The 24,977-nt window shown below is 64.6% G+C and carries 23 protein-coding genes and 1 tRNA gene; 13 read left to right on the top strand and 11 right to left on the bottom strand.

Annotation, left to right across the window (positions count from 1 at the left end):
* Positions 1–3: 3 nt before the first annotated feature.
* The 6 genes from AB4Y36_RS03280 to AB4Y36_RS03255 all read right to left on the bottom strand — a co-directional run bounded on the left by AB4Y36_RS03280 (position 4) and on the right by AB4Y36_RS03255 (position 6,149).
* Positions 4–921 (bottom strand): A24 family peptidase, encoded by a 918-nt coding sequence (locus tag AB4Y36_RS03280; RefSeq protein WP_368682267.1) that lies wholly within the window; start codon positions 919–921, stop codon positions 4–6.
* Positions 922–949: 28 nt separating this feature from the next.
* Positions 950–2,170, bottom strand: coding sequence for a type II secretion system F family protein (locus tag AB4Y36_RS03275; protein WP_368605974.1), 1,221 nt, complete (start codon positions 2,168–2,170; stop codon positions 950–952).
* Positions 2,167–3,453 (bottom strand): GspE/PulE family protein, encoded by a 1,287-nt coding sequence (locus AB4Y36_RS03270; protein ID WP_368682266.1) that lies wholly within the window; start codon positions 3,451–3,453, stop codon positions 2,167–2,169. The genes AB4Y36_RS03275 and AB4Y36_RS03270 overlap by 4 nt, the downstream gene beginning before the upstream one ends.
* Before the next feature lie 84 nt (positions 3,454–3,537).
* Positions 3,538–4,857: an HlyC/CorC family transporter gene (locus AB4Y36_RS03265; protein ID WP_083245610.1), complete on the bottom strand. Its 1,320-nt coding sequence runs from the start codon at positions 4,855–4,857 to the stop codon at positions 3,538–3,540.
* A gap of 185 nt (positions 4,858–5,042) precedes the next feature.
* Positions 5,043–5,119 (bottom strand) — tRNA-Pro (locus tag AB4Y36_RS03260).
* 37 nt (positions 5,120–5,156) lie between these two features.
* Entirely contained in the window at positions 5,157–6,149 is a 993-nt protein-coding gene (locus tag AB4Y36_RS03255) for a polyprenyl synthetase family protein (protein WP_069268503.1), read from the bottom strand.
* A 293-nt stretch (positions 6,150–6,442) separates the two neighbouring features.
* Between AB4Y36_RS03255 and rplU the strand changes: the two genes are divergently transcribed.
* The 4 genes from rplU to proB all read left to right on the top strand — a co-directional run bounded on the left by rplU (position 6,443) and on the right by proB (position 9,544).
* Complete coding sequence (rplU, locus tag AB4Y36_RS03250; protein ID WP_007180329.1) at positions 6,443–6,754, top strand: 50S ribosomal protein L21; 312 nt, start codon at positions 6,443–6,445, stop codon at positions 6,752–6,754.
* A gap of 26 nt (positions 6,755–6,780) precedes the next feature.
* Entirely contained in the window at positions 6,781–7,044 is a 264-nt protein-coding gene (gene rpmA, locus AB4Y36_RS03245) for a 50S ribosomal protein L27 (protein ID WP_028207811.1), read from the top strand.
* Positions 7,045–7,236: 192 nt separating this feature from the next.
* Positions 7,237–8,340 carry an Obg family GTPase CgtA gene (gene cgtA / locus AB4Y36_RS03240; RefSeq protein ID WP_069268504.1) on the top strand — a complete coding sequence of 368 codons (1,104 nt, stop codon included), beginning with the start codon at positions 7,237–7,239 and terminating at the stop codon, positions 8,338–8,340.
* 85 nt (positions 8,341–8,425) lie between these two features.
* Entirely contained in the window at positions 8,426–9,544 is a 1,119-nt protein-coding gene (gene proB / locus AB4Y36_RS03235) for a glutamate 5-kinase (protein WP_368682265.1), read from the top strand.
* A gap of 104 nt (positions 9,545–9,648) precedes the next feature.
* Here the strand turns inward: proB and AB4Y36_RS03230 are convergent, their stop codons facing one another.
* A complete protein-coding gene (locus AB4Y36_RS03230) occupies positions 9,649–10,218 on the bottom strand; it encodes a CNP1-like family protein (RefSeq protein ID WP_342948386.1) in 570 nt (189 codons plus the stop codon).
* Positions 10,219–10,337: 119 nt separating this feature from the next.
* On the bottom strand, positions 10,338–11,027 hold the full coding sequence (locus AB4Y36_RS03225) for an RNA pyrophosphohydrolase (RefSeq protein WP_069268507.1): 690 nt from the start codon (positions 11,025–11,027) through the stop codon (positions 10,338–10,340).
* A 264-nt stretch (positions 11,028–11,291) separates the two neighbouring features.
* On the opposite strand from AB4Y36_RS03225, the gene AB4Y36_RS03220 reads away from it, so the two are divergent.
* Together AB4Y36_RS03220 and AB4Y36_RS03215 are read left to right on the top strand one after the other, a co-directional pair.
* Entirely contained in the window at positions 11,292–13,028 is a 1,737-nt protein-coding gene (locus tag AB4Y36_RS03220; RefSeq protein WP_342948387.1) for a proline--tRNA ligase, read from the top strand.
* Positions 13,029–13,063: 35 nt separating this feature from the next.
* The gene (locus AB4Y36_RS03215; RefSeq protein WP_368682264.1) at positions 13,064–13,663 is read left to right on the top strand and encodes a MarC family protein; all 600 of its coding nucleotides are present in this window, start codon (positions 13,064–13,066) and stop codon (positions 13,661–13,663) included.
* Between the two features lie 86 nt (positions 13,664–13,749).
* On the opposite strand, the gene AB4Y36_RS03210 is transcribed toward AB4Y36_RS03215, so the two are convergent.
* Positions 13,750–14,301 carry a hypoxanthine-guanine phosphoribosyltransferase gene (locus tag AB4Y36_RS03210; RefSeq protein WP_028207817.1) on the bottom strand — a complete coding sequence of 184 codons (552 nt, stop codon included), beginning with the start codon at positions 14,299–14,301 and terminating at the stop codon, positions 13,750–13,752.
* 147 nt (positions 14,302–14,448) lie between these two features.
* Positions 14,449–15,816, bottom strand: a complete 1,368-nt coding sequence (gene ffh / locus AB4Y36_RS03205; RefSeq protein ID WP_069268510.1) for a signal recognition particle protein — start codon at positions 15,814–15,816, stop codon at positions 14,449–14,451.
* Positions 15,817–15,932: 116 nt separating this feature from the next.
* Between ffh and AB4Y36_RS03200 the strand changes: the two genes are divergently transcribed.
* The 7 genes from AB4Y36_RS03200 to AB4Y36_RS03170 all read left to right on the top strand — a co-directional run bounded on the left by AB4Y36_RS03200 (position 15,933) and on the right by AB4Y36_RS03170 (position 24,201).
* Complete coding sequence (locus AB4Y36_RS03200; RefSeq protein ID WP_368682263.1) at positions 15,933–16,862, top strand: inner membrane protein YpjD; 930 nt, start codon at positions 15,933–15,935, stop codon at positions 16,860–16,862.
* 22 nt (positions 16,863–16,884) lie between these two features.
* Entirely contained in the window at positions 16,885–17,211 is a 327-nt protein-coding gene (locus tag AB4Y36_RS03195; RefSeq protein ID WP_368615873.1) for a PP0621 family protein, read from the top strand.
* A complete protein-coding gene (gene ampD, locus AB4Y36_RS03190; RefSeq protein WP_342948390.1) occupies positions 17,208–17,846 on the top strand; it encodes a 1,6-anhydro-N-acetylmuramyl-L-alanine amidase AmpD in 639 nt (212 codons plus the stop codon). Before AB4Y36_RS03195 ends, ampD begins: the two co-directional genes overlap by 4 nt.
* Positions 17,847–18,405: 559 nt before the next feature.
* Positions 18,406–21,396 (top strand): ribonucleoside-diphosphate reductase subunit alpha, encoded by a 2,991-nt coding sequence (locus AB4Y36_RS03185; protein WP_342948391.1) that lies wholly within the window; start codon positions 18,406–18,408, stop codon positions 21,394–21,396.
* Positions 21,397–21,950: 554 nt separating this feature from the next.
* A complete protein-coding gene (locus AB4Y36_RS03180) occupies positions 21,951–23,174 on the top strand; it encodes a ribonucleotide-diphosphate reductase subunit beta (protein ID WP_028207823.1) in 1,224 nt (407 codons plus the stop codon).
* A gap of 93 nt (positions 23,175–23,267) precedes the next feature.
* Positions 23,268–23,594: a hypothetical protein gene (locus tag AB4Y36_RS03175; protein WP_083245612.1), complete on the top strand. Its 327-nt coding sequence runs from the start codon at positions 23,268–23,270 to the stop codon at positions 23,592–23,594.
* A gap of 28 nt (positions 23,595–23,622) precedes the next feature.
* Complete coding sequence (locus tag AB4Y36_RS03170; RefSeq protein WP_069268515.1) at positions 23,623–24,201, top strand: histone H1-like DNA-binding protein; 579 nt, start codon at positions 23,623–23,625, stop codon at positions 24,199–24,201.
* Positions 24,202–24,461: 260 nt separating this feature from the next.
* Here the strand turns inward: AB4Y36_RS03170 and AB4Y36_RS03165 are convergent, their stop codons facing one another.
* On the bottom strand, positions 24,462–24,938 hold the full coding sequence (locus tag AB4Y36_RS03165; RefSeq protein WP_368682262.1) for a glycine zipper 2TM domain-containing protein: 477 nt from the start codon (positions 24,936–24,938) through the stop codon (positions 24,462–24,464).
* Positions 24,939–24,977 lie beyond the last annotated feature (39 nt).

The raw sequence follows: 24,977 nt of genomic DNA, 5'->3' as shown, positions 1-24,977 counted from the left end.
TGATCAGTTCCCCCACGCAAATACGCCATACAGCGGTGTGCCCGCAAACAATGTGACGAGCGCGCCAGCGGCCAGATACGGGCCGAACGGCAACGGTTCTTCGAAACGCATGCGTCCCGTCAACGTAGCGATGATGCCGACGAGCGCGCCGGCCACTGCGGCGATCACGACGATCTGCGGCAACGCGCTCCAGCCGAGCCACGCGCCGAGCGCGGCGAGCAGTTTGAAGTCGCCGTGGCCCATGCCTTCCACGCCACGCAACAGCCTGAAGACCCAGTACACGCACCAGAGCGCCAGATAACCCGCGACCGCACCGATCACCGCTTCGCGCAGCGCGACGAAGGTGCCGGCAAAATTGACCAGCAACCCGGCCCACAGCAGCGGTTGCGTGATCTCGTCATGCAACATCTGGTGTTCGAGGTCGATAGCGCTTGCGGCGATGAGCGTGGCGCACAGCGCGAAGGCGGCGAGCGCCTTGCCGGTGGGCCCGAAGGCGAGCACTGCGCCGACCGCGCAGGCCCCGCTCGCGATTTCGATGAGCGGGTAGCGCACGCTCACGCGCGCATGACAGTGCGAGCAGCGCCCGCGCAGCGCGAGCCAACTGAGCACAGGGATGTTCTCCCAGGCGCGCAAGACGTGGCCGCAGTGCGGGCACGCGCTGCGTGGGAGCCAGAGGTTGTAGCGCGCGGGCAACCCGTCTTCTTCGAAGAGCGGACCGGGCGTGCCGGTCGCTTCGGCCACATCGGCGCGCCACGCGCGCTCCAGCATGATCGGCAGCCGGTGCACGACGACGTTGAGAAAGCTGCCGATGACGAGCCCGAACGCAATGGCGAAAACCATGAGCACGCCGAATGGCAGACCGGCGAGAGCGGCTGCGAGCGGCGTTGCGGTATCGGGCGCGGACAGGAGTTGGGCGGGCATGAGACGGAACCGGAATCTGGCAGCGATGCTACACCACGTTGCCCAGTTGAATGATGGGAAGATACATCGCGACGACGAGGCCGCCGACCAGCGCACCAAGCACGACGATCACGAGCGGCTCGCACAGGCTCGAGACGAGCGCGATCTTTTCGTCGACCTGACGGTCGGCGAGCGAGGCCACATCGAGCAACATCGCGTCGAGCGCGCCCGATTCTTCCGCAACCGCAACGGGCTGAACCACATCGGCCGGAAAGCATCCCGCCGCGCGCATGGCTGCGGCGAGCCGCTCGCCGTGCCGCAGGCGCTCGCTGATACCTGCGCTCGCGCGATCGAAGAATGCGTTGCCGCTTGCGTGCGCGAGCGAATCGAAGGCGTCGGCGAGTGGCGTGCCGGCGGCGAGGAGCGTGCCGAGCGCGCGGCTCCAGCGGGCGGCGCACAGCGTTGTGAGCAGCGTGCCGCAAAGCGGGAGCTTCAGCAGCGTGCGTCCGAAAGCGATGCGCGCGGTTTCCGAGCGGCGCAAGGCCGCTTGCATGGCGAGCGCGCCGGTGGCTGCAGCTACGGCGGCCGGCACGCTCCAGCGCGCGGCGCCCGCCGACAGCATCAGCACGATTTGCGTGGGCGCGGGCAGTGCGGCGCCGAAGCCGTCGAAGATCTGCTTGAACGTGGGTACGACCCAGACCAGCAACGCCGCGGTAATGACAAGCGCGAGCAACAGCACCGCGACGGGGTAGGTGAGCGCGGCGCGCACTTTGGCGCGCTGCGCAGCGGCACGCTCGCGGTCGTCGGCGAGGCGGGCAAGTACGGCGGCGAGCGCTCCCGAGGCTTCGCCTACGGCAACGAGCTGGCAATACAGCGCGTTGAAACGCGCCGGATGTTGCGCGAGTGAGTCGGCGAAGCGCAGTCCGCCGGCGATGTCGCGCGCGAGCGCCGCGGCAATGCGTGGCATGCCGTTTGGCCCGGGCGAGAGCGCGAGCAGTTCGAGCGCGTTCGCAAGTGGCAGGCCGGCGCGCAGGAGGCTCGCTAGCTGGCGTGTAAAGCACGTGACGTCCGCGTGGCGTGCTTTAGGCGCGCCCGCGCTCGACCTGCGCTCGATGGCGAGCACAGTGATGCGCTCGCGCTTGAGTGCGTCGCGCACCGCCGCGGCGTCGAGCGCGATCAGCGTGCCACGCCTCGTCGCGCCCGATGCATCGAGACCGCGCCACGCGAAGCGCCACTCGGATGGGCCTTGAGGGGCGTGCGCGGCGCTCATGGCGCATCCGTTGCGACAAGCGCTTCGGCGAGGCTCGTGGTGCCGTCGCGCACGCGCGCGAGCGCCGCGTCGCGCAAGGTTGCGACACCGCTTCTGCGTGCTTCCCGAGCGATTTCGTGCGCGCCGCGCCTTGTGACGATCAGGTCGCGTATGGTTTCCGAGATCGGCAAGACCTCGTGGATTCCCACGCGGCCGCGATAGCCGATGCCGTGGCAAGCCTCGCAGCCGCGCGCGACATAAGGCTGCATCATGTTACCGCCGTGCGTGGTCAGGCCTGCCGCGACGAGCGCCGCCGGCGAAGCCTCGCCGCGCACGCGGCATTGCTGACATAGCCGCCGCACGAGGCGTTGCGCCGTGACGAGCCGCAGCGAGCCTGCCAGGTTGTACGGCTCTACGCCGATGTCGACGAGCCGTGCGCAAGCCGCGCTGGCGTCGTTCGTGTGCACGGTCGAGAGGACGAGGTGGCCGGTCTGCGCGGCCTTGACGGCCACGCTGGCGGTTTCTTCGTCGCGAATCTCGCCGATCATGATGACGTCGGGATCCTGGCGCAGCAGCGCACGCAGTGCCACCGCAAAGGTGAGCCCGGCCTTCTCGCGCACGTTGACCTGATTGATGCCCGCAAGCTGGATTTCGGCGGGATCTTCCACCGAGCAGAGATTGTGTGCCGTGCCGTTGAGCCTTTGCAGGAAACAGTAGAGCGAGAGCGTCTTGCCGCTGCCGGTAGGGCCCGTGACGAGGACAAGACCATGCGGCGCGCCGATCGCTTCGGCTACGGCGTGCTGTTGCGCTTCATCGAGCCCGAGTTCGGCTAGCGACAGTTCGGCGGGAAGCGCTTCGAGCCTGCGCAAGACGAGCTTTTCGCCATGAAGTGTGGGCAGCGAATTCACGCGATAGTCCTCGGCGGCTTGCGACGCCCCCGAGAGTGCGAGCCGCAGCCTGCCGTCCTGCGGAATGCGTCGTTCGGCGATGTCCATGCGGGCGAGCACCTTGATGCGCGTGACGAACGCATCGCGCAGATGCGCGGGCGGCCGCGCCATTTCGTGCAGTACGCCGTCGATGCGCAGACGCACGCGCCAGCCGTGTTCCATCGGCTCGATGTGCAGATCGGAGGCGTTGCGCCGCGCGGCTTCGCGCAGCGTTTCGGAGAGCAGCCGAACGGCGGGTGCGTCGTCTAGCTGCGGTACAGAGACAGGCGCAGATGTGCGCGCCGTCGAGCCACCACCCGTACCGCCTTCGGCAACCGCGGCGGCGAAAGGGCGCGCACGATAAGGAGTAGAAAGCATCGGCATGCCGGCGCGAAGCCGCCTCGAACAGATGACGCCTTCATCATGGCGCGAGGCGCACTGCGCCGCCACCCGGCCGAACGGCTAACGTCCCGGCAGCAGCTTCTTCGCCTTTTGCAGCGTGCCCTGGCGCGGCTTGGCGCCGGGTTTGAAGAGCTTGACCGTGCGTACGGCCTGGTCGTCGCTGCGTAGCACTTCGAGCTTCACGTCGCCGATCTGCAGGCACACGTCGCCTTCGGGAATCTCTTCGAGCACTTCGAGGATCAGGCCGTTGAGCGTCTTGGGCCCATCCGTGGGCAGCTTGATATGAAGCCAGCGATTGAGTTCGCGCAAAGGCATGCTGCCCGGCACGATACATTCGCCTTCGTCGTTCCAGCCGCCGCGTCCGGTGCCGCTGCGCGGCATCGAGGTGGTGAATTCGCCGATCAGCTCCTCGATGATGTCTTCGGGTGTCACGAGTCCTTCCATCTCACCGTACTCGTTCACGACGAGCGCGATGCGATGGCGGCTTTCCTGGAAGTACTGAAGTTGCTGGAATCCGGGCGTGCCCGTGGGCACGAAGTACGGCTCGGCGAGCAGTTCGCGCAGCGTCTCGCGCTCGAATTCCTGGTTGTGCAGCGCGGCCAACGTCTTGCGCACATGCAGCACGCCGAGCACCCGGTCGATGTCGCCTTGATAGACGATCAGCTTGTTGTGATAGCAGGTCTCGAGCTGATGCAGGATGTCTTCGAGCGGGGCGTCGTAGTCGAGCGCCTCGATGCGCCGGCGCGGAATCATCACGTCGTCGACGGTGATGTTCTCCAGGTCGAACAGGTTGAGCAGGATGCTGCGGTGCTTGGTCGGCATGAAGCTGCCCGACTCGAGCACGATGGTGCGCAACTCCTCGGTGGAAAGCCGCTGGTCATGCGCCTTGTGCGTATTGATGTGCAGGATGCGCAGGATGGTGTTCGCAAACATGTTGACGAACCAGATGAGTGGCTTCGTCACACGCATGAGCGGCGCGATCAGGAGGCTCGCGGGCAGCGCGATTTTTTCCGGAAACGTTGCGCCCACAATCTTCGGCGTGATTTCCGCGAACACGATGATGAGGAACGCGACGATGCCCGTCGCGATCGAGAGCACGAGGTTATTGCGGCCGAACGTATGGAGCGCGATCGAGGTCGTGAGGACCGGGATGATGGTGTTGAAGAGATTGTTGCCGATCAGGATCACCGAAAGCAGCAGGTCGGTGCGCGCGAGCAGCTTCTGGGTGGTCTTCGCGCCGAGCGTGCCGTGATTGGCGAGGTATTTGAGCCGATGGCGATTGAGCGCCATCATCGCCGTTTCGGAGATGGAGAAGAAACTGGAGCAGATGAGCAGGACGAAGACGGCGCATATCTGCGCCCATAAGGGAAGGTGGTCCACGCGTCGAGACAATGAGGGGGGCGGATGGGGAAACTATAACAGAGGGGTACCGCAGTTCCAGGGCGGTTGGCCGAACGGACAAGGCGGTTGCCGGTTACGCGCCGCGAGTTGCCGGACAGGATGGAAGTGCGGGAGATACAGGCGAAAAAAAACCGCGCAATGCATGCGCGGTTTTTCTCGAATTCTGGTCGGGGTGAGAGGATTCGAACCTCCGGCCTCTACGTCCCGAACGTAGCGCTCTACCAGGCTAAGCTACACCCCGAATTGACTGCTGGACTCCACAACTCGCTTCGCCTGTTTCAAGACTGGCGCGTCGTTGAGTAAGAACATAATTCTAGCAGGCTATCTTTGTAAATGGAAGGGGGGAACGCTGAAATCGCGTCGGCGGCGGCCTGGGCCTCGGTGCGCGCGCATTGCAGCGTGTGCTCGAGCGCGCCCGAGCGCGTGATTGCCGCGAAGATTTCGTCGAAGCGCGTCGTGCCGCCTTGCTCGATCGCTTCGCGTGCAAGCGCGGCTTCCGCGGCCGTGCCGTGCTCGATCAGCCAGATGAGCGGCAGAGTGGGCTTGCCTTCGCGCAGGTCGTCGCCCGCGTTCTTGCCCATCGATTCAGGCGTGCCCGTGTAGTCGAGCCAGTCGTCCATGATCTGGAATGCCGTGCCGATGCGCCGCCCGTATTCGGCGGCCGCTTCCTCGGTGCGCGCATCCGCTCCCGAAAGCACCGCGCCGAGCTGCGCCGCGGCTTCGAAAAGCTTGGCGGTCTTGTAGCGGATCACCTGCATGTAGCGGTCGGTGTCCACGTCGGCGTCGTGCATGTTCAGCAGCTGCAGGACTTCGCCCTCGGAGATGATCGTCGTGGCGGCGGAGAGGATTTCCATCACGCGCATCTTGCCGACGCCCACCATCATCTCGAACGAGCGCGAATACAGGTAATCGCCCACCAGCACGCTGGCGGCGTTGCCGAACAGCGCGTTGGCCGTCTGGCGGCCGCGCCGCAGGTCCGATTCGTCGACGACGTCGTCGTGCAGGAGGGTCGCCGTGTGAATGAACTCGACGACCGCCGCGAGCACATGGCGCTCCGTGCCGTGGTCGCCGAGCGCGCCGGCCACCATCAGCAGGAGCGCCGGGCGCAGCCGCTTGCCGCCCGCGCCGATGATGTACTCGGAGATCTGGTTGATCAGCATCACCTCGGACGCCAGGCTCTGCCGGATGACACGATTCACCTGCTCCATGTCACTGGCGATGGGGGCAAGCAGGGTGGCTGCGCTGGGGGATGGAGTGGCGGTGGACGACATGATGGCAAATAGGGGTAGTGCCGCGGATTATAAGGCGAATCGACTGCATGCCGGACGCTCCGCTGCCGCCCTGCCGATGGCTCCCTCTATTTTCACGCGGCCCGGGCGGCCGCATGGATGCTGGCGCTATGCCGTGCGGATAGCCTTGGAGCCTGTCTGACGGGCCCCCAACCCCTCGCTAGCAGTCGCGCAACGGACTTGCATGTCTTTTGACCGCGCAGCTAACTCTATGTATAATCTAAGGTTTCGGGCGCGCAGTGTGCCTGAAAAGATTACTCAGAGTGAGGTTCTCAATGTACGCGGTCATAAAAACCGGCGGCAAGCAGTACAAAGTTGCCGTTGGCGAAAAACTTAAAGTAGAACAGATACCGGCTGACATTGACGCAGAAATCACGCTCGACCAGGTTCTCGCAGTGGGCGAAGGCGAATCGATTAAGTTCGGTACGCCGCTGGTCAGTGGGGCTTCCGTCAAGGCCACCGTTGTGTCGCAAGGCCGACACGCCAAAGTGACCATCTTCAAGATGCGTCGCCGGAAGCACTACCAGAAGCATGGCGGCCACCGCCAGAACTACACCGAACTGCGCATCGACGCGATCAACGCGTAAGCGCACGCAGGTAAAGGAGCAAACAAATGGCACACAAAAAGGCAGGCGGGTCGTCACGTAACGGCCGCGACTCAGAGTCGAAACGACTTGGCGTGAAGGTGTACGGCGGCCAGGCGATCCTCGCAGGCGGCATCATCGTTCGCCAGCGCGGCACGCGCATGCACCCCGGCCTGAACGTCGGCATCGGCAAGGACCACACGCTCTACGCGCTGGTCGACGGCCACGTCGCGTTCACGATCAAGGGCGCAGCCAACAAGCAACTGGTCAACGTCGTCCCGGCAGCGGCCTAAGCTTTCAAGCTTTAGACCGCTCGCGAGCGGGCTGCACGCGACGCAAGGAAGGCCCCGCGAAGTTTGCGGGGCCTTTTTATTTATCCGCAGTCTTTCGGGGTCGTAACGGGCTTGCGTTTGACTTGCGGTGCGTTGTTGGCCACTTTTGGCCATGGCGGGCAAAATATCGATATCCACGGGACGGAGTAACTCATGAAGTTCATTGACGAAGCGAAGATCGAAGTCATCGCCGGCGATGGGGGCGATGGCAGCGCGTCGATGCGACGCGAGAAGTTCGTCCCGTTCGGCGGGCCGGACGGCGGTGACGGCGGGCGCGGCGGCAGCGTCTACGCTGTCGGCGACCGCAACATCAACACCCTCATCGACTACCGCTACACGAAGAAGCACCAGGCGCGCAACGGCGAGAACGGCCGCGGCTCCGACTGCTACGGCAAGGGCGGCGACGACATCACGCTGCGTATGCCGGTGGGCACGGTCATCACCGACCAGGACACGGGCGAGCTGATCGCCGACCTGACCGAGCACGAGCAGCAGGTGATGGTCGCGAAGGGCGGCGCAGGTGGCCTCGGCAACCTGCATTTCAAGTCGTCCACGAACCGCGCGCCGCGTCAGAAGACCGACGGCAAGCCCGGCGAGCGCCGCATGCTCAAGCTGGAACTGAAGGTGCTGGCCGACGTCGGCCTGCTCGGCATGCCGAACGCGGGCAAGTCCACGTTCATCGCCTCGGTGTCGAATGCGAAGCCCAAGATCGCCGACTACCCGTTCACGACGCTTGCGCCGAATCTGGGCGTGGTGCGCGTGGGGCCGAGCAAGAGCTTCGTGATCGCCGATATTCCGGGCCTGATCGAAGGCGCCGCCGAAGGCGCGGGCCTCGGCCACCAGTTCCTGCGACATCTGCAGCGCACGAACCTGCTGCTGCATCTGGTCGACCTCGCGCCGTTCGATGAAAGCGTCGATCCGGTTGCGGAGGCAAAAGCGATCGTCGGCGAGCTGCGCAAGTACGATGAGACGCTCTACGACAAGCCGCGCTGGCTCGTGCTGAACAAGCTCGACATGGTGCCGGAGGAGGAGCGCGCCGAGCGTATTGCCGACTTCGTGAAGCGCTTCGAGTGGGACGGTCCCGTGTTCGAGATTTCCGCGCTCACGGGGCAGGGCTGCGAAAACCTGTGTTACGCGGTGTACGACTACGTCTCCTCGCACTCGGACGCGCGCCGTGCGGCCGAAGCCGAAGACCTCGCCTCGGACGTGCGCTTCCGCGAGGGGCAGGGCGGGAACGCGCAGCAGCCGCAGGAGTAATTCGCCGCACCGGCCGGTGCGCGAGCCGCGCCGGTCGCGCCAAGGAATCTTCACGCGTCATCAGTCATTTGGGAGACCGCGCAGCATGCGTTCCGTCATCGCCGATTCGCGGCGTCTGGTAGTGAAAGTCGGTTCGAGCCTCGTCACCAACGACGGCCGCGGGCTCGATCATGCGGCAATCGGCCGCTGGGCCGAGCAGATTGCGGCGCTGCGTGCGCAGGGTAAGGAAGTCGTGCTCGTGAGTTCGGGCGCGATCGCGGAAGGCATGCAACGGCTCGGCTGGACGAAGCGGCCGCGCGAAATCGACGAGCTTCAGGCTGCCGCGGCAGTCGGGCAGATGGGGCTCGCGCAGGTCTACGAGAGCCGCTTTGCCGAGCACGATATCCGCACTGCGCAGATCCTGCTCACGCATGCGGATCTGGCGGACCGCGAACGCTATCTCAATGCGCGCTCGACGTTGCTCACGCTGCTGCGCCTGGGCGTCGTGCCGATCATCAACGAGAACGACACCGTGGTCACCGACGAAATCAAGTTCGGCGACAACGACACGCTCGGCGCGCTCGTCGCGAACCTGATCGAAGGCGACGCGCTCATCATCCTCACCGACCAGAGCGGCCTTTATACGGCCGATCCGCGCAAGGACCCGGGCGCGACGCTCGTGCAGGAAGCCGATGCAGGCAAGCCGGAGCTTGAGGCAATGGCGGGCGGCGCGGGATCGAGCATCGGCCGCGGCGGCATGCTCACCAAGATCCTCGCGGCCAAGCGCGCCGCGAATAGCGGCGCGAATACGGTGATCGCAAGCGGGCGCGAAGCGCAAGTGCTCGTGCGTCTGGCTGCGGGCGAGGCGATCGGCACGCAGCTCATCGCGCGTACGGCGCGCATGGCGGCGCGCAAGCAGTGGATGGCCGACCATCTGCAGGTGCGCGGCCACGTCGTGATCGACGACGGTGCGGTGCAGAAGCTCACGGCGGATGGCAAGAGCCTGCTGCCCATCGGCGTGACCGGCGTGCAGGGTGCGTTCGCGCGAGGTGAAGTGATCGCTTGCCTGAACGGCGCGGGCGTGGAAGTGGCGCGCGGACTCACCAACTACAGCAGCGCGGAAACCAAGCTGATCCAGCGTCATCCGAGCGGCGAGATCGAGGGCATCCTTGGCTATATGCTCGAGCCGGAACTGATTCACCGCGACAATCTCGTGCTGGTTTGACGAGCGTTCCCGCGCAGCCGCGCAGCGCCAAAAGTCAAAAAGCCGCTGTGGCCAAAGGCCGCAGCGGCTTTTTTCATGCCCTTCGCAGCATGGCGTGGCGCGGCTTAACGCACCAGCGTCGACTGCGTGCGGCCGTAGCGCAGGTTCTCGATAAGGGTCGACGCCTTCGCGATCGGCATCTTGTTGGCGCAGAAGTAGTCCTGATAGAGCCTCGACTGGTACGCATTGAGCGTGCCGTTCTCGATGCGCGACCAGTTGTTCGCGACGGTCTGGTCCCAGCCGTTGTGATCGGCGTCGAGGCTCGCGTAGAGGCGCCACTCGTAGGTGTCGCAACGAATCCCTTCGTAGTTCACGTTACGCGCGCCGCTCGGGCTCGAGATGACGATGGTGTAGCGCACGACGCCATCCGTGCCGACCGTGAGCGATGCGGGGTCGATGGCGAACTTGAGCGGCGAGTTGTTCGAGACGTCGAACGGCAGCAGCGTCGCGCCGGCCTGCGGCAGCGGCGGCAAGCCTTCGAGCTTGTTCTCCTGCCATTCGCCCTTGCGGTCCAGAAGGTAGACGAACGCGCTGTCGTCCTTGTTCGTGGGACCGGAACTGGAGCACGCGGCCAGTCCTGACACAAGCAGCACACCGCCTGCGGCGCATGCCGCAGCAAGAGCAAATCGTTTCAAATTGGTTTTCCTCGAAGCACGGGCGTCAGTTACGAACGAACTGCGCCGCGAATGCGAACCGGCGGGGCCCGGCGCGTGATGCGCCGGACCCCGCCGGTTCGGGCGTTCTTTGCGTTGGCTCAAGCCCCTTGATCCTGCTCGTCCTGCGCAGGCTCGATGATACTCTGCGCCGACTCGCAATCGCTTTCGATCGGCGTGCGCGCTGTCCGTGCGGCTACGCCTTCCGGCATGGCCTCATACGGCTCGGCGTGCACCGCGTCTGCGTGCGCCGACGTCACGATGCGCGGGTAGCGCACCTCGTGAGCCTGCACGCCCAGACGCTCCTGACGCGGCGCGGGCCGGCGCAGGAAGCGCGAGAGTTCGGTCAGCGCGAGTTGATAGACGTCACGCTTGAACTCGATGACCGCTTCGAGCGGCACCCAGTATTCATTCCAGCGCCACGCGTCGAACTCAGGATGCTCCGTTGCCCGCAGGCAGATATCGCAGTCGCGCCCGACCATCCGCAGCAGAAACCAGATCTGTTTCTGGCCGCGATAATGGCCGCGCACTTCGCGCTTGATGAACTTGTCCGGCACCTCATAACGCAACCAGTCGCGTGTGCGACCGACGATCTTGACGTGCTCCGGATGCAAACCGGTTTCTTCGTGCAACTCCCGAAACATTGCCTGCATGGGGGTTTCACCATACTTGATGCCCCCTTGCGGAAACTGCCAGGAATGTTCGCGAACCCGCTTGCCCCAAAACACCTCGTTTCGCGCGTTCAAGAGGATGATGCCGACGTTCGGGCGAAACCCCTCACGATCCAGCATACAACCACCTTCGAATCCTTTAAAATTGCTTTGATTATAAACAGATAACGGCCCTCACGCACCCGCCGTCCGTGACCCGCCGTCCGAAAAGCGAGCGAATGGCCGCGGCCGCGCAAAACGGTCTCGGGGCGCGATCGGTCTGGCATCTGGCCCGCGTCATCGGCGCCGCATGCGGCACATTGTCATAATGGCGGGTTCGTGAACTCCTCCGTTGGTCACTTCTTCGGGCGGTCTGCACCGGGCCGCCGCTTTTGGATAATTTGAATGAAAGCCTCCCGTTTCTTTATCGGCACCCTGAAGGAAGCGCCCGCTGACGCGGAAATCGTTAGCCACAAGCTGATGGTTCGCGCGGGCATGATCCGTCGCATCGCTGGCGGCATTTACAACTATCTGCCGATCGGTCTGCGTTCGATCCGCAAGGTCGAGCAGATCGTGCGCGAAGAAATGAACCGCGCCGGCGCCATCGAGCTGCTCATGCCGGCCGTGCAGCCGGCCGAGCTGTGGCAGGAGTCGGGTCGCTGGGAACAATACGGGCCGGAACTGCTGCGCTTCAAGGATCGCAAGCAGAGCGACTTCGTGATGGGCCCGACGCACGAAGAGGTCGTCACCGACATCGCGCGCGGCCAGATCAAGAGCTATCGCCAGCTGCCGGTGAACTTCTACCAGGTGCAGACGAAGTTCCGCGACGAAATCCGTCCCCGTTTCGGCGTGATGCGCGGGCGCGAATTCATCATGAAGGACGCGTATTCGTTCGATAAGGACGTCGAAGGTCTCAAGCTCTCGTACCAGAAAATGTACGACGCCTACGTGCGCATCTTCACGCGTCTCGGCCTGCAGTTCCGCGCAGTCGCGGCCGACAACGGCTCGATCGGCGGCAGCGGCTCGCACGAATTCCACGTGATCGCGGAAACGGGCGAGGACGACATCGCCTACTGCCCGACCTCGGACTTCGCGGCCAACGTCGAAGCCGCCGAAGCGTTGCCGCTCATCGCGCAGCGCGGCGCCCCCACGCAAGCGCTCACGAAGACGCCCACGCCGGGCGCGGCGAAATGCGAGGCTGTGGCTGAACTTCTCGGCATCCCGCTCGAAAGCACGATCAAGTCGATCATCCTCGCGACGGACAACGAAGGCGCCGAGCCCACGATCTGGCTGCTGATGCTGCGCGGCGACCACGATCTGAACGAGATCAAGGTCGGCAAGCTCGAAGGCCTGAGCGGCTTCCGCTTCGCGACCGAAGCGGAAATCGTCGAGTGGTTCGGCACGCCGCCCGGCTACCTCGGTCCGCTGGGCACGAAGAAGCCGGTCAAGGTGATCGCCGATCGCACGGTCGCGAACATGAGCGATTTCGTCGTGGGCACGAACGAAGTCGATTTCCACACCACGGGCGTGAACTGGGGCCGCGATCTGCCGGAGCCGGTCGTTGCCGACATCCGCAACGTGAAGAAGGGCGACCCCTCGCCGGACGGCAAGGGTGTGATCGACATCTGCCGCGGCATCGAAGTGGGCCACGTGTTCCAGCTCGGCACGAAGTACTCGGAAGCGATGAACGCCACGTTCCTCGCCGAGAACGGCAAGCCTGCGCCGATGCAGATGGGCTGCTACGGCATTGGCGTCACGCGTATCCTCGGTGCAGCCATCGAGCAGAACTTCGACGAGAAGGGCATCATCTGGCCTGAGTCGATCGCGCCGTTCCAGGTCGTCGTGTGCCCGATGGGCATGGACCGCAGCGAGCTCGTGCGCGAGCACGCCGAGCGCGTCTACAACGAACTGCTCGAAGCGGGCGTCGACGTGATTCTCGACGACCGCGGCGAGCGCCCGGGCGTGATGTTCGCCGACTGGGAGCTGATCGGCGTGCCGCATCGTCTCGTGATCGGCGAGCGGGGCCTGAAGGACGGCAAGATCGAGTACCAGGGCCGCCGCGATACCGAAGCGACGCTGCTCGCGGCCGATGAGGCCGCGCAGACGGTGGCGCAGAAGATCCGCGCGGCACTCGCGGTTTAACGACGATCCATCCCGGTTAAAGGAGCGCTGCGAGCGTGGAGTACAGTTTTTTGTCCGCTACGGTCCTGCTGCTCCTCATCACCGACCCGCTCGGGAATATTCCGCTCTTCATCAGTTGCCTGCGCGGCGTTGCCAAGCAGCGCCGCGCCATCGTGATCCTGCGCGAGGTCGCGATTGCGTTCGTGATCCTGCTGATCTTCATGGTCGCCGGCAACAGCTTCCTGCGCATGATGGGGCTCACCGATACCTCGCTGCGCATCGGCGGCGGCATCGTGCTGTTCCTCATCGCGCTGCGCATGATCTTTCCGCATCCGGGCGGCCCGTTCGGCAGCGGCGACAAGGGCGGCGAGCCGCTCATCGTGCCGCTCGCCATTCCTGCGCTGGCCGGGCCTTCGGCGCTTGCCACGGTCATGCTGCTCACCTCTCAGGCGCCGGGCAAACTCTACGAATGGATGACCGCGCTCGTCGTGACGATGGTGATCTGCGCGGTCGTGCTGGTGATGGCGGAGCGCATCCAGCAGTGGCTCGGCGAGCGCGTAGTGACGGCCTTCGAGCGGCTGATGGGCCTCGTGCTCGTGGCGATATCGGTGGAGATGATCCTCGCGGGCATCGCGACCTTCGTGCATCACCTCTGACGCCGCGTGCAGCGCGCGTCGCAGGCAACAAAAAAGCAGCCCGCGGGCTGCTTTTTTCATGGTGCGTCAGACAGTCAATGCGCGCTTCACGCGCCTTCGGTCAGCGCACGGATAGTCGGCAGATTACGCCAGTAACCCTTGGCGTCCATGCCGCAGCCGAACACGTAGCGGTCCGGCACCGAAAAACCGCAGTAGTCGGGATGCAGCGGCTTGGCCTTCGTGAGCGTCTTCTCGCACAGCACGGCCGAAAGGAAACGCTTCGCGCCCATGTCCATGATGCGGTCGCGAATCGCGGCCATGGTCTCGCCTTCGTCGAGGATGTCGTCGAGCACGAGCACCACACGGTCCTTCACCGACTCGCGCGGCGCCACGCGCCACTGCATCTCGGCGCTGCCCTTGATCGCGTTGCGGTAGCGCGTGAGGTGGATGTAGTCGAACTCGAGCGGGAAGTCGAGGTGCGGCAGCAGCATGCCGGTGAACACGGCGGCGCCGCCCATCACCGACAGCACGAGCGGGAAGTCCTCGCTGATTTCGGCGCGGATGGCTTCGGCCATCCGGCCGATCGACGCATTGACGTCGCCCTCCGAAACGATCTCTTCGGAGTGGCGGAAAATGTGCAGGGCTTCTTCGCGATTCATGACTCTGGCGGGAAGGTAGCTGTAGCTATTGAAGTGTGGAAAATAACGGCGGCGCGCGCTACAGCATAAACCCGCGCATTCGGTCCGTCGCGCGCCGCGTCGAATGGGGCCGCCGTGCGCGCGATGTGCGCCGCGCGGCCCGCAAGATCAGCGCATGCCGGGCATCATGCCCTTCATGCCGCGCATCATCTTTTGCAGATTGCCGCCCTTGAGCTTCTTCATCATGGTGCGCATCTGCTCGTACTGGTTGAGCATGCGGTTCACTTCCTGAACCTGCACGCCCGCGCCCGCCGCAATGCGGCGCTTGCGCGTGGCCTTGATGAGCTCGGGCTTGGCGCGTTCGGCGGGCGTCATCGAGTTGATGATGCCTTCCATGCGGCGCATCTGCTTCTCGGCCTGGCCCATGTTGGCGCCCGAGGCGGCCTGCTGGAACTGCGCGGGCAGCTTGTCCATGAGCGACGACAGGCCGCCCATGCTCTTCATCTGCGAGAGCTGCGCGCGGAAGTCGTTGAGGTCGAAGTCGCCGCCTTTCTTGACCTTGTCGGCGAGCTTTTGCGCGGCCTGGACGTCCACGCCGCGCTGCGCTTCCTCGACGAGCGCGAGAATGTCGCCCATGCCGAGAATACGGTTCGCCATGCGGTCCGGGTGGAACACCTCGAGGCCATCGAGCTTTTCCGCGACGCCGACGAACTTGATCGGCTTGCCCGTGATGTGGCGCACGGAGAGCGCCGCGCCGCCGCGCGAGTCGCCGTCGAGCTTGGTGAGCACGACGCCGGTGAGCGGCAGGGCGTCGTTGAACGCCTTCGCGGTGTTGACCGCGTCCTGACCGAGCATGGCGTCGACCACGAACAGTGTTTCGGCGGGCTTGAGCGAGGCGTGCAGCGCGGTGATCTCGTTCATCATCGCCTCGTCGATACCGAGGCGGCCGGCCGTGTCGACGAGCAGCACGTCGTGATAGTGGCGCTTGGCCCAGTCGACCGCGGCGGCGGCGATCTCGACGGGCTTCTGGTCCGGCTGCGAGGGGAAGAAGTCGGCGCCGACCTGTTCCGTCACCGTCTTCAACTGCGCGATAGCGGCAGGGCGGTAGACGTCGCACGAAACGGTGAGGACCTTCTTCTTGTACTTCTCGCGCAGGAGCTTGGCGAGCTTGCCGGTGGTGGTGGTCTTACCGGCGCCCTGCAGACCCGCCATGAGGATGACGGCAGGCGGCGTGACGGCGAGATCGAGTTCGGCGGCACGGCCTTCGTAGTCGCCGCCGATCACGGCGGTCAGCTCGCGCTGCACCACGCCGACGAGCGCCTGGCCCGGCGAGAGGCTGGAGATCACTTCTTCGCCGAGCGCCTTCTCCTTCACCTTGGCGATGAATTCGCGCACGACGGGCAGCGCCACGTCCGCTTCGAGCAGGGCGAGACGCACCTCGCGCAGCATTTCCTGCGTATTGGCTTCGGTCAGCCGGGCTTCGCCGCGCAGCGTCTTGACGACGCGCGCCATCCGTTGAGTGAGATTGTCGAGCATGGGGAGGCGGTGAGCAGTGCGGCCCGGCCCGCGCGCGCAAAACGGGAATGCGCCGCGTTTCGTCGCCGAATCGTTAGGGGAGCGCGCGGCCAGGGGGCCTATAGTAAACTTCGAACATGGATATTGTACTGTATGCCCTCACCGTGCTCCTGTACGGCGGATTGTGCGCCGCCGACTGGCGCGCGCTGCGCCGCGCGGGCACCGCGCCGCTGCTCGGCAGCGTGCCTCCCGTTCCGGTGACGCTCGGCGCGGGCGGCGACACCCTGCGCGCGCGGACCTTCGGCCCGCTTTCGCGCGCGCTGCTGTTCGCCGCGCTCGCCGCGCACGGCGTGCTCCTGCACATGACGATCTTCCCCGCCAACGAAATGGTGTTCGGCTTCGCCTTCGCGTTGTCGGCCATGTTCTGGCTCGGCGCGGGCATCTACTGGATCGAGAGCTTTTTCTTTGCGCTCGACGGCCTGCGCCTCCTGCTGCTGCCGTTGGCGGCCGTCGCGTCGATCCTGCCGCTCGTGTTCGGCGGCGTGCGCGTGCTGCCCTACGCGGCCGCGCCGATGTTCAAGCTGCACTTCGTCATCGCGAACATCGCCTACGGGCTCTTTGCGATCGCCGCGCTGCATGCGGTGCTGATGCTCGCCGTCGAGCGCCGGCTGCATGCGCTCAAGGGCGCCGGCTTCCAGCGCAACGCGGGCAATCGCGGCGGTGGCTGGCTCTCGAACTGGATCGAGACGCTGCCGCCGCTCCTCACGATGGAAAAGCTGCTGTTCCGCCTGATCGGCGCGGGCTTCGTGCTGCTCACGGCCACGCTCGTCTCGGGCATCGTGTTCAGCGAGCAGTTGATCGACCGGCCGCTTTCGCTCGATCACAAGACCGTCTTCGCGATTCTCTCGTGGCTGATGTTCGGTGCGTTGCTCACCGCGCGCAAGATTTCCGGCTGGCGCGGCCGCGCTGCGCTGCGCTGGGTGATCGCATCGTTCATCGCCTTGCTGCTCGCTTATGTGGGCAGCCGTTTCGTCTTCGAGGTGCTGCTGCACCGCCCTGTGGTTTGAGTCGTGTGAGTCGCGTGTTCCGATGAGACAGATTCTTCTCCTCGTCCTGCTGTTCGTGGTCGGACAGTGGTTCGTCAAGGCGCTGCGCCGTGCGCAGACGCAGACGCGCGCCGGTGCGCAACCGGGACAGGGCGCGCAGCCGGGACAGGGCGCCGCGCAAAGCGCCACTGGCGGCGCGAGCACGAGCGGCAAGGCTGCGCTGCCCGAGCCGATGGTGCGCTGCGCCGAGTGTGGCGTGCATGCGCCGCGCAGTGAATCGGTGAGTGTCGGCGCGCGCTCGTTCTGCAGTTCCGAGCACGCGCGTGCCTGGGACGCGCGCACCACGGCCCAGGATCGCCCCGCACGATGAGCGCTGCTGGATCGCCAGGACTGCCAGGATCGCGCGCGTACGCAGTCGATGCGCAGGGCTGGGTGCCCGGCGCACGCCAACTGCCTTCGCCCAACTTCGAGGCCCGCCCGCCAGGCGCCGTGCCGACGCTCATCGTCGTCCACAACATCAGCCTGCCGCCCAACGTCTTCGGCGGCCCCGAGATCGCCGATCTCTTCCTCAACCGCCTCGACTGCGACGCGCATCCGTACTTCGACGCCAACCTGCGCGGCGTGCGCGTCTCGGCGCACTTCGTCATTCATCGCGATGGCACGCTCGAGCAGTTCGTCTCGTGTGACGAGCGCGCGTGGCACGCGGGCGCGTCGAGCTTCTTCGGGCGCGAGCGCTGTAACGATTTCGCCATCGGCATCGAACTGGAAGGCAGCGACACGACGGCCTTCGAGGCGCCGCAATACGCGACGCTCGCGGCGCTCGTGAAGGCGCTCGTCGCGCACTATCCGATCGAGGCGCTGGCGGGCCATTCGGACATCGCGCCCGGGCGCAAGACCGATCCCGGCCCGCACTTCGACTGGGCGCGCCTCAAACACGATACGCAGCTCGCCGATGCCAGCTTCCCCTATATCCAGGGGCACGGCGCGCAGGACGCGGCGTCGTGACACGTTCGATCGCCTGCTGAACCCTCTCAAGCTGCACAAGAAATAAGCACCTTTTGCGCGCAAACGCAGGGTCTTCGCGCGCGCCTCGCAGACCACTCGAAGGGGCATTCGCCGCCAGGCCCCGCGCCGCTTGGCTTGTGGTCTTGTCAAGATAGGACCAGCAAAAAAAGCCATTTGATCGTACTGTTTCTTCCACTATACTTGGTACCCGAAACAAGGCTTCACACCATATGTTGTGTTGTACCGCGGCGCCCCGCTTCACTCGCAAGGCGCCGCGCGCGTTACCGGCATAGAAAAAACAGAAACTTTGTACGGTGCCGCCGGCCGAGAGAACCGGCGCACCGGCTGTAATCGAGAGAGAAGGTACAGCCAATGATCGCGACATCCACGATGAAGACCGAAGCAGTCCGTGATTCATCTGCCTTGTCGCATCCGGCAGCCTCGCCAGGCTGGACTTTTTTCTCTGCCCGATCGAGCGTGCACACGGGGGCACGACGTCGGCGTCCGTCTTAATCCGCGAACTCTCTTCGCACCTTTCCAGGACCCAGGAGCTTTGCACATGCAAACGACCGATAACGTCTCGACCCGGTATGAAGGCGCGCCCGCCGCGCACACGCTGGGTGGCCAACCGCAAGACGGCCAGACGAGCGCGCAGCAGTTCGCCGACCACAAGGTGATTCGCCGCAACGGTAGCGTGGTGTCGTTCGAACCTTCGAAAGTCGCGATCGCGATGACGAAGGCCTTCCTCGCCGTGAACGGCGGCCAGGGCGCGGCGTCTGCGCGCATTCGCGAGCTCGTCGAACAGCTCACGCAGAACGTCGTGCGCGCACTCGTGCGCAGCCGTCCGAACGGCGGCACGTTCCACATCGAAGACATCCAGGATCAGGTCGAACTCGCGCTGATGCGCGGCGGCGAGCACAACGTCGCGCGCGCCTACGTGCTGTATCGCGAGAAGCGCAACCAGGAGCGCGCCAACGCGCCGGAAACGGCAGCGAGCGCAGCGCCCGGCATCAACGTCACGGACAACGGCGTGACGCGCCCGCTCGACATGCAGGCGCTGCGCGCGCTGATCGACTCGTCGTGCGACGGTCTCGGCGACGCGGTCAACGCCGACCCGATCGTCGCGGAGACGGTCAAGAATCTGTACGACGGCGTGCCGATGAGCCAGGTCTACGACTCGGCCATCCTCGCTGCGCGCACGATGATCGAAAAGGACCCGGCGTATAGCCAGGTGACCTCGCGCATCCTGCTGCACACGATCCGTCGCGAAATTCTCGAAGAGGAAGTGACGCAAGCCGAAATGGCCGTGCGTTACGCCGACTACTTCCCGCAGTTCATCAAGCGCGGCGTGGAAGCGGGCCTGCTCGACGACAAGCTCCAGCAGTTCGACCTCAAGCGTCTCGGCAACGCGCTCGACGCGAGCCGCGACCTGCAGTTCGGCTACCTCGGTCTGCAGACGCTGTACGACCGCTACTTCCTGCACGTCGGCGGCACGCGCATCGAAATGCCCCAGGCATTCTTCATGCGCGTCGCGATGGGCCTCTCGCTCAACGAGATCGACCGCGAAGCGCGCGCGATCGAGTTCTACAACGTGCTCTCGTCGTTCGACTTCATGTCGTCCACGCCCACGCTGTTCAACTCGGGCACGCATCGCTCGCAGCTCTCGTCGTGCTACCTCACGACGGTTGCCGACGACCTCGACGGCATCTACGAAGCGCTCAAGGACAACGCGCTGCTCTCGAAGTTTGCCGGCGGTCTGGGCAACGACTGGACGCGCGTGCGCGCGCTCGGCTCGCACATCAAGGGCACCAACGGCAAGTCGCAAGGCGTCGTGCCGTTCCTGAAGGTCGTGAACGACACGGCTGTCGCCGTGAACCAGGGCGGCAAGCGCAAGGGCGCGGTGTGCGCCTACCTGGAATCGTGGCACCTCGACATCGAAGAATTCCTCGAGCTGCGCAAGAACACGGGCGACGACCGCCGCCGCACCCACGACATGAACACGGCGAACTGGATTCCCGACCTGTTCATGAAGCGCGTGATGGAAGGCGGCGACTGGACGCTCTTCTCGCCCTCGACCTGCCCGGATCTGCACGACAAGTTCGGCGCCGAGTTCGAACAGGCTTACACGGCTTACGAAGAAAAGGTCGCGCGCGGCGAGATCAAGCTGTTCAAGAAGCTGCCGGCCGCGCAACTGTGGCGCAAGATGCTCGGCATGCTGTTCGAAACGGGTCACCCGTGGATCACGTTCAAGGATCCGTGCAACATCCGTTCGCCGCAGCAGCACGTGGGCGTCGTCCACTCGTCGAACCTGTGCACGGAAATCACGCTGAACACCAGCGACAGCGAAATCGCCGTGTGTAACCTGGGCTCGGTGAACCTCGTCGCGCACATGGTGGAACAGGCCGACGGCACGTTCGCGCTCGACCACGACAAGCTCAAGCGCACCATCAGCGTGGCGATGCGCATGCTCGATAACGTCATCGACATCAACTACTACGCGGTGTCGAAGGCACGCAACTCGAACCTGAAGCACCGTCCGGTGGGCATGGGCATCATGGGCTTCCAGGACTGCCTGCACGTTCTGCGCACGCCGTTTGCTTCGCAGGAAGCCGTGGAGTTCGCCGACCGCTCGATGGAAGCCGTCTGCTACTACGCGTACTGGGCGTCGACGGAGCTGGCAGCCGAGCGCGGCCGCTACTCGACCTACCGCGGCTCGCTGTGGGATCGCGGCATCCTCCCGCAGGACACGCTCAAGCTGCTCGCCGAAGCACGCGGCGGCTACGTCGAAGTCGACTCGAGCGAATCGATGGACTGGACGTCGCTGCGCGAGCGCATCGCGACGCACGGCATGCGCAATTCGAACTGCATCGCGATCGCCCCGACCGCGACCATCTCGAACATCATCGGCGTGTCGCCTTGCATCGAGCCGACGTTCCAGAACCTCTATGTGAAGTCGAACCTCTCGGGCGAATTCACGGTGGTGAACGACTACCTGGTGCGCGACCTGAAGGCGCGCGGCCTGTGGGACGAAGTCATGGTCGCCGACCTGAAGTACTTCGACGGCATGCTCTCGCGCATCGACCGCGTGCCGGCCGATCTACGCGCTGTGTATGCAACGGCGTTCGAAGTCGACCCGACGTGGCTCGTCGAAGCCGCATCGCGTCGTCAGAAGTGGATCGACCAGGCGCAGTCGCTGAACATCTTCATGGCGGGCGCATCGGGCAAGAAGCTCGATGAGATCTACAAGCTCGCATGGGTGCGCGGTCTGAAGACCACGTACTACCTGCGCACGATGGGGGCGACGCACGTCGAGAAGTCGACGGTTGCGCACGGCGCGCTCAACGCCGTGCCGACGGGCGGCGAGGGCGGCGGCAATGCAGGCGGCGCGTTCGGCGGTGCAACGGGCGGCGCATTCGGCGGTGCAGCAGGGTCGACCACGATGCAGGCCGCACCGCAAGCCGCGGTTGAGGCGGCGCCGGAAGCCGATGGTCCGGTGTGCATGATGCGTCCGGGCGACCCCGGCTTCGAAGAGTGCGAGGCTTGCCAGTAAAGCTGGCTGCGCATGATGCGTGCGGTGCAAGGCCGCTCGCATCATGCGAGGACCGCAGCATCAGTAGTAAACAGTAGTCGAAGCAGTCGTAGCGAGATGTAACAACGAACGAGGCGCGCGCAATGCGCGCCGGCTCTCCCGGCAACTCGCACCACGCGCGTTGCGGTACGCGAAAGAGGCAACAGGAAGGAATCCCTGGAGTTTCTCGCAGGGACAAGACTCAAGGCCGCGCGAGCTTCCAGCGCCGCGCGCGGCAGGCAGTGAGCGGCGAGTGAAAACGCGCTCGCAGCGCGAGCGAAAAGCGCGCGGCGAACCCCGTCTTTCACACACGCTCTCGATGTCGCGAAGACCTTCGAAGCACATCGCACATGCGAAGTGAGCACGACGAATCAGTGCTCTCTACACAGTGCTCACGCGATGCAATCGACACGATGCGATAACAAAGTGTTGTATCGAGGTCGCAACGCGAATCGAAAACAGGATTTTTCGTGTGCGAACCCTTTTATCGCTCACGAAAAGATGGTACAAACCGATCTAAATTGATGGTGACATTTATGCTCAACTGGGATGACGAGATCACGGCCGTAACTCCGTCGAGCGGTGCGCAGCAAAACGCAATGCGCAACCCCGCGGGTCAGGCTGTCCAGGCTGCCGAGGTGCAGTTTGGTCTGCGTTCCGCTCCTCAGGCTTCCACGGCGACCAACATCTTCGCCAGCGACTTCGCCGTTGCACCGCCGCCGCAAGCGCCGGTCTCGACCGAAGCGCGCGTGAATGTCGCCGACAAGCGCATCATCAACGGCCAGACCGACGTGAATCAGTTGGTCCCGTTCAAGTACAAGTGGGCTTGGGAAAAATACCTGGCAGGCTGCGCGAACCACTGGATGCCGCAGGAAATCAACATGTCCCGCGACATCGCCCTGTGGAAGGACCCGAACGGTCTGACCGAGGACGAGCGCCGCATCGTCAAGCGCAACCTCGGCTTCTTCGTGACCGCCGACTCGCTCGCCGCGAACAACATCGTGCTCGGCACCTACCGGCACATCACGGCGCCCGAATGCCGCCAGTTCCTGCTGCGCCAGGCGTTCGAAGAGGCGATCCACACGCACGCCTACCAGTACATCGTCGAGTCGCTGGGTCTGGACGAGAGCGAGATCTTCAACGCGTACCACGAGGTCAAGTCGATCCGCGACAAGGACGAGTTCCTGATCCCGTTCATCCAGACGCTGACTGATCCGTCGTTCAAGACCGGCACGCTCGAAGCCGATCAGAACCTGCTCAAGTCGCTCATCGTGTTCGCCTGCATCATGGAAGGCCTGTTCTTCTATGTAGGCTTCACGCAAATTCTCGCGCTCGGCCGCCAGAACAAGATGACCGGCGCCGCTGAGCAGTACCAGTACATCCTGCGTGACGAGTCGATGCACTGCAACTTCGGCATCGACCTCATCAACCAGATCAAGCTTGAAAACCCGCACCTGTGGACCCCGGCGTTCCGTGCGGAAATCACCGAACTGTTCAAGCATGCGGTCGACCTCGAGTACCGCTACGCCGAGGACACCATGCCTCGCGGCGTGCTCGGTCTGAACGCATCGATGTTCAAGAGCTATCTGCGCTTCATCTGCAACCGCCGTTGCCAGCAGATCGGTCTCGATCAGCTGTTCCCGAACGAAGAGAATCCGTTCCCGTGGATGAGCGAGATGATCGACTTGAAGAAGGAACGCAACTTCTTCGAGACGCGCGTGATCGAATATCAGACGGGTGGTGCGCTGTCCTGGGAATAACCCGGGCGCACTGCGGTGCAAGTCTTTTGGGGTTGCCGCGAGGCGCCGTGCAGGCGCCTCGACCGGCATGATGATTAGGAGCAGGAACGCCTGATGCAAAGCATGCCCGGAGCCAGGCTGGCTCACCGACGTGACAGGCACTTTGCGAACCCTTCAGAGGGATGGGCAAACTTCCCCCCGGAAAAGCGCGCAGGCTTCGCGTGTCGTGAGGCCGCCGCTTTCAACGAACGTTGCCCGGTGTCGGTAGCCGACGCCGGAATGACTTGGCGCGCTGTGCCTCGTGGCACGGCGCGCCTTACCGCATTCATTAGCGTAAGCGCGCGGGATCAGCGTACGCCGATGAATAGCCCGCTTCGCAGCGTGCGCCGTGAGAAGCGTTCGCGGGAAGCGGGTTTTGACGAAGGGTGTAGTTTGAACTGACTCTCATCTGAACCTGAAGGAGAAAAAAATGGCTACTGCCAAGAAGAAACCGGCGGCTAAGAAGGCCGCAGTGAAGAAGGTTGCAGCGAAGAAGGCAGCTCCGGCGAAGAAGGCCGCAGCGAAGAAGGTCGCGGTCAAGAAGGTCGCAGCCAAGAAAGTCGCCGTGAAGAAGGTTGCTGCGAAGAAGGCAGCACCGGCGAAGAAGGCCGCAGCGAAGAAGGTTGCAGCCAAGAAAGTCGCCGTGAAGAAGGTCGCTGCGAAGAAGGCAGCACCGGCGAAGAAGGCCGCAGCGAAGAAGGTTGCAGCCAAGAAAGTCGCCGTGAAGAAGGTTGCTGCGAAGAAGGCAGCACCGGCGAAGAAGGCCGCCGCCAAGAAGGTCGCTGCGAAGAAGGTTGCCGCCAAGAAGGCGCCTGCGAAGAAGGCTGCTGCCAAGAAGGCTGCGCCTGCGAAGAAGGCTGCCGCCAAGAAGGCTGCCAAGAAGGCGCCTGCGAAGGCCGCTGCCGCACCTGCTGCCCCTGCTGCGCAACCGTCCGCGCCCGCAGCAACGGTCAAGACTGCCCTGAATCCGGCCGCAGCATGGCCGTTCCCGACCGGCAGCCGTCCGTAAGCAGTCCGAGACGAAGCGCGCAGGCTGCATCGTACGCGCGCTTCGTTGGCCGGGCCGGGCGGCATGGCGCGCCAGGCTCGATCCCAATCCCGTCGCTGGGTTGTCCGCGGCGGGATTTTTTCGTCTGGAGTTCGTAATAGTCGGGGTGAGGGCGCCTGCATGCCGCGTGCGGGCATGAAAAAAGGCGCATGCACAGGGGAGCACATGCGCCTGAGGTTCCGCATCCGGCGCGAGGCGCCGCTGCGGTACAGGGGAAAGCTTTAGTGGGTGACGCGCGTCACACCGCCGCTCGAGAGCAGCCGCACGCGCTCGCCCGCGTTGAACACTTCGCCGGTCGCCGATTGCGTGATGGCGCGGTAGTCGCCGTTGTCGAGGCGCACCGTGATCTCGAGGCCGTCGCGCATGGCCACGCCGTTCTCGACCGCGTTGCCGGCCACGGCGCCCGCAATGCCGCCGATGATGCCGGTGACGATCGAGCCCGTGCCGCCGCCGATCCGGCTGCCGGCGACCGCGCCGAGCGCGCCGCCACCGACCGCGCCAAGGCCGCTAGGCTGGCCGTTGTTGGAGCTGATCTTCACCGCGCGCACGCTTTCGACCGTGGCCATGCGCACCGATTGCTCCCGCTGCGCCTGCGAGGCCGTGTACACATCGGCGGAACTGCTGTTATAGGCGCAGCCCGACATCGCGAGCGGCCCCGCGAGCATGGCTGCAACAATCAGACGACTTGTTATTTTCATTCCCGTAGCTCCAATGGGCGCCGTTCGTGTGCGGCTCCC

The sequence above is a fragment of the Paraburkholderia sp. BR10936 genome (assembly GCF_040965735.1).
GTDB classification, from domain to species: Bacteria; Pseudomonadota; Gammaproteobacteria; order Burkholderiales; family Burkholderiaceae; genus Paraburkholderia; species Paraburkholderia nodosa_A.
This window is presented reverse-complemented; position numbering and strand designations above follow the sequence as displayed.

What these genes read in the sequence shown, in the direction of transcription:
- AB4Y36_RS03280 (WP_368682267.1), bottom strand. Translation starts at nt 921, where the DNA reads ATGCCCGCCCAACTCCTGTCCGCGCCCGATACCGCAACGCCGCTCGCA.
- AB4Y36_RS03200 (WP_368682263.1), top strand. Translation starts at nt 15,933, where the DNA reads ATGGATATTGTACTGTATGCCCTCACCGTGCTCCTGTACGGCGGATTG.
- ampD (WP_342948390.1), top strand. Translation starts at nt 17,208, where the DNA reads ATGAGCGCTGCTGGATCGCCAGGACTGCCAGGATCGCGCGCGTACGCA.
- cgtA (WP_069268504.1), top strand. Translation starts at nt 7,237, where the DNA reads ATGAAGTTCATTGACGAAGCGAAGATCGAAGTCATCGCCGGCGATGGG.
- AB4Y36_RS03220 (WP_342948387.1), top strand. Translation starts at nt 11,292, where the DNA reads ATGAAAGCCTCCCGTTTCTTTATCGGCACCCTGAAGGAAGCGCCCGCT.
- AB4Y36_RS03185 (WP_342948391.1), top strand. Translation starts at nt 18,406, where the DNA reads ATGCAAACGACCGATAACGTCTCGACCCGGTATGAAGGCGCGCCCGCC.
- rplU (WP_007180329.1), top strand. Translation starts at nt 6,443, where the DNA reads ATGTACGCGGTCATAAAAACCGGCGGCAAGCAGTACAAAGTTGCCGTT.
- AB4Y36_RS03170 (WP_069268515.1), top strand. Translation starts at nt 23,623, where the DNA reads ATGGCTACTGCCAAGAAGAAACCGGCGGCTAAGAAGGCCGCAGTGAAG.
- AB4Y36_RS03175 (WP_083245612.1), top strand. Translation starts at nt 23,268, where the DNA reads ATGCAAAGCATGCCCGGAGCCAGGCTGGCTCACCGACGTGACAGGCAC.
- AB4Y36_RS03270 (WP_368682266.1), bottom strand. Translation starts at nt 3,453, where the DNA reads ATGCTTTCTACTCCTTATCGTGCGCGCCCTTTCGCCGCCGCGGTTGCC.
- AB4Y36_RS03255 (WP_069268503.1), bottom strand. Translation starts at nt 6,149, where the DNA reads ATGTCGTCCACCGCCACTCCATCCCCCAGCGCAGCCACCCTGCTTGCC.
- AB4Y36_RS03210 (WP_028207817.1), bottom strand. Translation starts at nt 14,301, where the DNA reads ATGAATCGCGAAGAAGCCCTGCACATTTTCCGCCACTCCGAAGAGATC.
- proB (WP_368682265.1), top strand. Translation starts at nt 8,426, where the DNA reads ATGCGTTCCGTCATCGCCGATTCGCGGCGTCTGGTAGTGAAAGTCGGT.
- AB4Y36_RS03195 (WP_368615873.1), top strand. Translation starts at nt 16,885, where the DNA reads ATGAGACAGATTCTTCTCCTCGTCCTGCTGTTCGTGGTCGGACAGTGG.
- AB4Y36_RS03275 (WP_368605974.1), bottom strand. Translation starts at nt 2,170, where the DNA reads ATGAGCGCCGCGCACGCCCCTCAAGGCCCATCCGAGTGGCGCTTCGCG.
- AB4Y36_RS03180 (WP_028207823.1), top strand. Translation starts at nt 21,951, where the DNA reads ATGCTCAACTGGGATGACGAGATCACGGCCGTAACTCCGTCGAGCGGT.
- AB4Y36_RS03165 (WP_368682262.1), bottom strand. Translation starts at nt 24,938, where the DNA reads ATGAAAATAACAAGTCGTCTGATTGTTGCAGCCATGCTCGCGGGGCCG.
- ffh (WP_069268510.1), bottom strand. Translation starts at nt 15,816, where the DNA reads ATGCTCGACAATCTCACTCAACGGATGGCGCGCGTCGTCAAGACGCTG.
- AB4Y36_RS03225 (WP_069268507.1), bottom strand. Translation starts at nt 11,027, where the DNA reads ATGCTGGATCGTGAGGGGTTTCGCCCGAACGTCGGCATCATCCTCTTG.
- rpmA (WP_028207811.1), top strand. Translation starts at nt 6,781, where the DNA reads ATGGCACACAAAAAGGCAGGCGGGTCGTCACGTAACGGCCGCGACTCA.